Below are 6,736 nucleotides of genomic sequence, written 5' to 3' on the forward strand. Positions count from 1 at the left end.
CTTGTTAAATGAAGGCTCAGCGCTTGGAGTTATGACTTTGGTTTAGTCGATGTTGTACTTGTTTAGATCAATGCGAGTTTCAAGTGCTTGTGCAATAACTTGCTCAACGTAAGCGCGTTCTTCACCTATTAATGGTAGGCGTGGCATACGCACATTTTCACTACCGCGGCCTAAGATTTGCTCTGCAAACTTAATGCACTGAACCAGTGTTGGAATGGTATCAAGTCTTAGTAACGGCATGAACCAACGGTAGATCTCACGCGCTTCTTCAATACGTCCAGCTCGTGCAAGCTTATAGAGTGCGACTGATTCGCGTGGAAATACGTTTGTTAGACCTGAAATCCAACCCGTTGCGCCAAGAAGTAAGCTTTCTAGTGCGATATCATCAACACCGCATAGAATACTGAAACGCTCACCAAAACGGCTTTGCAATTCAGTTAAACGACGTGTGTCAGTGGTCGACTCTTTGATTGCAACAATGTTGTCTTCTTCTGCAAGAATGGCGGTCATCTCAAGATTAATGTCTATGCCATAACTCACAGGGTTGTTGTAGATCATGATGGGTAAATTTGTTGAACGTGCAACGGTTTGGTAATGAGCAACAACTTCGCGGTCTGTACCACGATAAACCATTGCAGGGAGTAACATTAGACCATCGACGCCAAGTTTCTCTACATCTTGAGCATAAAGAGATGCTTGCTCAGCGGTGTTCTCAGTACATCCTGATAATACTAAAATACGGCCTTTAACGGTTTCGACAGTATGTTTGATGAACTCACGTTTTTCTTCTGGGCTTAGAGATGCATTCTCTCCGATTGTGCCTAAAGCAATAATCCCGTCAATTCCATCTCTAATAAGATCTTCGAGCATACGAGCATTTGACTCATAATTGATCGAACCATCTTCACTAAATTGAGTCGAGATAGCGGGGAAAACACCTTGCCAATTTACATTCATATTAAGCCTCTATTACTGCATTTTTACATTTGAAATTATGGTTCGTTATGGGATATTGTATACGTGAATAGACAAAATAATAGACCCTACAACGCGATTAGGAGTAACTAAACTACATTCGCATTGTTGTATACAATATGCAAAACTGTCAAGAGAAAACATCAAAATGAAAAAAATTGATATCAGTCCAGAGCTGGCAAGCACTTATTCAGAATTCAAAACAATAGATGCACATACAGAGGGAGAACCTCTTCGCATTATTATCTCTGGATACCCAGCAATAAAAGGTGAAACTATTTTAGATAAGCGCAAATATGTCACCCAAAACTGGGACGTTTACCGAAAACTGCTCATGCATGAGCCTCGTGGACATGCAGATATGTACGGCGCACTCATTACCGAACCAGTGACATTGAATGCTGATTTTGGGGTGTTGTTTTTACATAATGAAGGCTACAGTTCAATGTGTGGTCATGGCATTCTTGCGTTAGTAAAGGTGATGTGCACCACTGGGGCGATTGAGCTAAATGATGCCGAGAGAGTGATAAAGATTGATTCGCCAGCGGGGTTAATTACCGCTAAAGCTTATCGAGATGGGCAAGGTAAAATTCACGCGAGCTTTAAAAATGTCGACTCATGGGCTGAGTCGTTGGATTGTACTGTAAATGTCGAAGGTTTTGGTGAGGTGCGCTATGACATCGGTTTTGGCGGCGCATATTACGCCTATGTCGATGCTGATGCCTACGGTATCAGTTGTAGCAAAGACAATGTTGCGCAGTTAATCGATATGGGGCGACGCATAAAGCTTGCGATAATGGCATGCCATTATCTAGTGCATCCTGTTGAGGATGATTTAGGTTTTCTGTATGGCATCATTTTCACATCGAAGCTGGTGACTCATCAAGAAGCTCATTCTCGTCATGTGTGTATTTTTGCGGATGGGGAAGTGGACCGTTCGCCAACAGGGACGGGGGTCGCTGGGCGCATTGCGCTACTGCACGCAAAAGGTGAAGTTGAGCTAAAATGTCCATTAATGATCGAAAGTATCGTTGATGGCAGAATGATTGTCAGCGCGACGGCTACATCGATATTTTATGATAAAAAAGCGGTGATCCCTGAAGTGTCTGGTCGCTCTTATATTACCGGAAAACATCAGTTTTTTGTCGACCCTGATGACGTATTCCAAGAAGGCTTTATGTTGCGTTAATGATTGTATTGATAGTTGTATTCGTCGTCGCGTTAAGCGTTGCAGTGAGAATGGAGTAGAGAACAGTAAATGAATAACCACAATCAGAATCATCCCGGTACACTCACCATTGTTGGGGCAGGCATTGTAGGCTTAGCCGCAGCTATAGAACTGCAGCGTGTAGGCTTTAATGTTACGATCATTGACAAAGAAGGCGTGGGCGAAGGAGCCTCTAAAGGCAATGCAGGCCACTTTGCTGCTGAACAGGTATTGCCTTTAGCCGATCCAGCCATGCTAGCAAAATTGCCTGGCATGTTAATCGACCCATTAGGGCCATTTCGCATTCAACCAAAGTACTTTTTTAAAGCTTTACCTTGGTTTATGCGTTTTTTACACAACATGTTGCCGTCGCGAAGAGCTAGAAATGGCAGAGCGATTCAGGCACTTAATCAAGATGCGATAGCGGCAATGAAATCGCTCACCGCATTTTGTGGTTGTGAAGAATTACTGACCTTAAACGGTAGCTTATTGGTGTTTGAAGATACCCCCATCAGCGATGTGCAAAAAGAATTTAGAGTACATTCTGAAGCTGGCATACATGTGAAGTTACTTAACGGCGATGAGGTGAGGGTACTAGAACCCTCATTAAGCAATACGATCACCCATGGTCTGTATTTTACTCACGTAGGGCACACAGCAGATCCCTACCGTTTATGCCAAGCGTTGGCGGCTAAGTTTACAGAATTAGGCGGAAAGTTGGTCACTGAGGAGTTAGTTCATATCAACACTGCGAACACTAATTCGAGCATAACACTGGATATGAGTTCTGGCCGCAGCGAACAAACTGATAGATTGGTTATTGCCGCTGGAGCATGGTCAAAACCCTTTGCCAAGCAGTTAGGTTATTCGGTTCCACTGGAAACTGAGCGGGGTTATCATTTAATGATGCCGCAACAAAGCAGCCTTTCTCGGCCTGTGACTTCCTATAATCGCAAATTCATTATCACGCCAATGATAGAAGGGACGCGACTCGCTGGTACTGTTGAGTTCGGTGGTTTGAAAGCTCCACTTGTGAATGCTCGCGCCGATTGTCTGTTCCCTCATGGTAAGGCGTTATTACCTGAGCTATTTGCGGATGCAGTCGTCACTGATGGCGAGCGTTGGATGGGCTTTAGGCCTTCGATGCCAGATAGTCTGCCAGTATTGGGCCGCAGTCAAAAACAAGCTAATGTGTTTTTCTCATTCGGTCATCAGCACCTTGGCTTAACGTGGTCGGCAATTAGCGCAAAGCTCCTCGCGCAAGAAGTATTAGGCGAGCAAGCTGATATCGATCTTAATCCTTATCGTATCGATCGATTTAGTTAGTCGTGAATGTTGATTTAGGGTTAAAGGTATCGATCTTCTAAGGTAGATAAATGGATAGTTTGGTCATTTTGTAAGTAGGTAGTTAGGCCGATAGATTATAAAAAGGAGCGAATAGTCGCTCCTTTTTTGATTTAGTTCACAGCAATGAAGTACCGTTGGTTCCTTTGCTTATTCCCCGCCCTTTGTTTATCAACATTGTTTCAGACAATGCACCAAACAAAACGCCGACGGTGTAACATATCAAGTCACTCGTTTGAAACCCAACCCCAAGTACTAACGCAGCTAACTTGTAGCTTCTAATCTCGTCAATCCAAGCGGCATGATATAACTGAGAAAACTCTATTGAGAACGAAAATACTAAAGCACATATTATAACTAACTTAATATTAGCGTTGGGTATGATGAGCCCCATTAGCCAGAAAACCATTAGTCCCCACAGTGCATCACCTGCGTATAAAGAGATAAAATCGGGTAGCGGTATGAATGCAGACCTAGAGAATAACCCTGTAACGATAGTGACAGCAGCCAGAGAACAATAAAGTGGTACGTTACGTTTGATACGTTAATTCCTGTTCTAACGAGCTAGCAATGTAGCAATGGGTTGACGTCATGGCAGACAAGCTGCTGACGCTCTGTTGATAAAAAATGAGCCAGTAAACCTTATTATTTACACATAATACGCTCAATATCGTCAATCGTTCTTGGTACATTAGCGGATAAGTTTTCAGAGCCGTTGTCTGTCACCATAATATCGTCCTCGATACGGATCCCCATGCCGCGATAGCCTTCGGGGACATCGAGTGCATCTTCAGGAATGTATATACCGGGCTCTATGGTGAATACCATGCCTGCTTCTAGCGTGCGCCAGTTGCCTTTATCATCGTGATAAGGGCCTACATCGTGTACATCCATGCCGAGCCAGTGACCGGTTTTATGTACCGTGAAGCGTTTATAGCTTTCTGTTGTCATAATGTGTTCAATCGAGCCTGATAATAATCCAAGTTCTTTAAGGCCCTTTGCCATCACTTGCATGCAAGTATCATAAAGGCTAATCCATATCGAGCCAGGCTGTACTATTGCTATAGCTTGATCCAGTGCATTTAACACCAATTGGTAAATGGCTTTCTGCTCAGAGGTAAATTTGCCATTGACCGGGTAGCTACGAGTTATGTCGGAGGCATAGTGCTCATATTCACCGCCGGCATCGATAAGTAGCATCTGGCCATCCTGCAGCTCATTGCAATTCTCTTCATAATGCAGGCAACAGGCATTATTACCGCCAGCCACAATATTAGGGTAGGCAACGTCGTTACAGCCATATTTGGCAATGGTGAAATCAAATAGTGAGGATAATTCTCGTTCGTTGATGCCGGGGTGGCATGCCTGCATTACCGCTTTATGTCCCGAGGTGGATGCTGCTACGGCATTGCGGATCTTAATGATTTCAGCTTGGCTTTTTACCACACGCTTTGCGTGTAACATTTTAGCCAATGGTGTGATAGAGATGAAATTCTTTGGAGTATCAAATGGCGCGGTCAACCTTTGATTGTTTGTCCAACGGACAAGTGATGATGAGAATCGCCCGAGTTCATCACTTATATAGAGTGTAGTGATGCTTTGCAGAAGTGGTAATAAGGTTTGCTCAAACTGTGCGATTGAATAGGCTTTGTCTGCACCATAATGCTCAACTGCGCCCTCAACACCTGCTCGAGTACCAAAACTGACTTCTTGCGCTGGATCTTTAGGGCGACAAAATAGCAGATATTCGCTTACTTCGTGTTTGACCAATATAGCGATCGCGTCTGGTTCTTTGAACCCGGTCAAATAGAGAAAGTCATTATCCTGTCTAAAGTGATATTTGATATTTTTACTGCGAACTTTCTGCTGATAGCCTGCAAGGATCACTAAACTGTTATTGGGTAGCTGCTCAAGCAGCTCGGTGCGCCTTTGGCGACATGTATTGAGCATATTCATATTTTCTATAGTTGGTAATGTATATTTTATCCATTACACGGTATTAAGCGATTGATAGCAAGTTCACGGTGCAATTTCGTTTAATGAATGAAATAATAACCGTCATTGGAAAATAGAGAGGCAGCATAGTGAAGCGAGCAGTATTTTTAGATAGAGATGGTGTAATCAACATAGATCATGGCTACGTACATCAAGTCGATGATTTTGAATATGTAGAAGGCGTGTTTGAAGCATGCGTCGCGCTAAAAGAAGCAGGGTTTATTCTTGCGGTCGTGACGAATCAGTCTGGTATTGCACGTGGTTTATATACTGAAGATCAGTTTCATACGTTAACAGAGTGGATGGATTGGAACTTTGTTGATAAAGGTGTTGAGCTCGATGGTATCTATTATTGCCCTCATCATGCAGATAAGGGCATTGGTGAGTATAAAGTTGACTGCGATTGCCGCAAACCAAAACCGGGGATGCTAAACACAGCAGCTCAGTTTCTGAAAATTGATTTAAGTCAATCGGTGATGGTGGGTGACAAAAGAGATGATATGTTAGCGGCTAAAGCTGCCGGAGTTCCTACACGTATATTAGTGCGTACAGGTAAATCAGTCACTGATGAAGCAATTGCCGCCGCGACAGTGGTGCTGGATTCAATTGCTGATGTACCCGCTTATCTTGCGGCTAACTAAATAAAGAACTCGACCTCGTATTGATATCTGTAAAATGTACCGCCTCATCGTTGGAGTGACTTACAATAGAGTTACTCCTTGACGTCCTCTATAACATTATCTTAATAACGTATTTCCGTTAGACTGAATACAAAAGACCTTATGTAGATATATGAGTGTCTGTTGGACTTGCTCTTTCCTTATAGTCGTCGATGACAATGCAGTTAGCTCGCCCAATACAAGACTTTTAGGTGCAATCCCTATAATAGATAAGTACTGAGTCAGTATTAGTTGACGCCAAAAAGTCGATTTTAGCCCCTTTTTTGTACGTATCGTTTGGTAACTATGCGGTTGACGTGATTATTTCATTTTTATGAAGAAAGACCCTTGTGCTCTCTCAGAAACCCCCTATAATTCGCACCCACTGACACGGTACAGCAGGCCAATCGCTCTTAGCAAACGCTAGGTAGCACGGGACTTGCAGCAGTGTTAGAGAGTTTAACTTCTTCGGAGATTAGACTCAGGTGACAAGCGCTTTAAGGGCTTCGGGTTTGATAGCTTTTCACATTAGTGATTAAGAAATCAGCACTTGAAT

Annotated in this window: 7 protein-coding genes; 4 read left to right on the plus strand and 3 right to left on the minus strand. The window is 43.2% G+C overall.

The features are described 5' to 3' along the window. Nucleotides 1-42 precede the first annotated feature (42 nt). Nucleotides 43-957, minus strand: a complete 915-nt coding sequence (locus CXF86_RS19040; protein ID WP_101092167.1) for a dihydrodipicolinate synthase family protein — start codon at nt 955-957, stop codon at nt 43-45. Between the two features lie 166 nt (nt 958-1,123). Here CXF86_RS19040 and CXF86_RS19045 point away from each other — a divergent pair, with 166 nt between their 5' ends. Continuing rightward, the gene (locus CXF86_RS19045; RefSeq protein WP_102039755.1) at nt 1,124-2,164 is read left to right on the plus strand and encodes a proline racemase family protein; all 1,041 of its coding nucleotides are present in this window, start codon (nt 1,124-1,126) and stop codon (nt 2,162-2,164) included. A 69-nt stretch (nt 2,165-2,233) separates the two neighbouring features. Next, entirely contained in the window at nt 2,234-3,508 is a 1,275-nt protein-coding gene (locus CXF86_RS19050) for an NAD(P)/FAD-dependent oxidoreductase (protein WP_102039756.1), read from the plus strand. 136 nt (nt 3,509-3,644) lie between these two features. On the opposite strand, the gene CXF86_RS23220 is transcribed toward CXF86_RS19050, so the two are convergent. Then, nucleotides 3,645-3,935, minus strand: coding sequence for a ribosomal maturation YjgA family protein (locus tag CXF86_RS23220; RefSeq protein ID WP_198553573.1), 291 nt, complete (start codon nt 3,933-3,935; stop codon nt 3,645-3,647). Between CXF86_RS23220 and CXF86_RS22955 the strand changes: the two genes are divergently transcribed. Further along, nucleotides 3,907-4,047, plus strand: a complete 141-nt coding sequence (locus CXF86_RS22955) for a hypothetical protein (protein WP_198553534.1) — start codon at nt 3,907-3,909, stop codon at nt 4,045-4,047. The genes CXF86_RS23220 and CXF86_RS22955 overlap by 29 nt on opposite strands. A gap of 124 nt (nt 4,048-4,171) precedes the next feature. Here the strand turns inward: CXF86_RS22955 and CXF86_RS19060 are convergent, their stop codons facing one another. After that, a complete protein-coding gene (locus tag CXF86_RS19060) occupies nt 4,172-5,476 on the minus strand; it encodes an aminopeptidase P N-terminal domain-containing protein (RefSeq protein WP_102039758.1) in 1,305 nt (434 codons plus the stop codon). A gap of 134 nt (nt 5,477-5,610) precedes the next feature. On the opposite strand from CXF86_RS19060, the gene gmhB reads away from it, so the two are divergent. Continuing rightward, nucleotides 5,611-6,162, plus strand: a complete 552-nt coding sequence (gmhB, locus tag CXF86_RS19065; RefSeq protein ID WP_102039757.1) for a D-glycero-beta-D-manno-heptose 1,7-bisphosphate 7-phosphatase — start codon at nt 5,611-5,613, stop codon at nt 6,160-6,162. Nucleotides 6,163-6,736: the final 574 nt, after the last annotated feature.

The organism is Shewanella sp. GutCb (assembly GCF_002836135.1).
GTDB lineage: Bacteria > Pseudomonadota > Gammaproteobacteria > Enterobacterales > Shewanellaceae > Shewanella.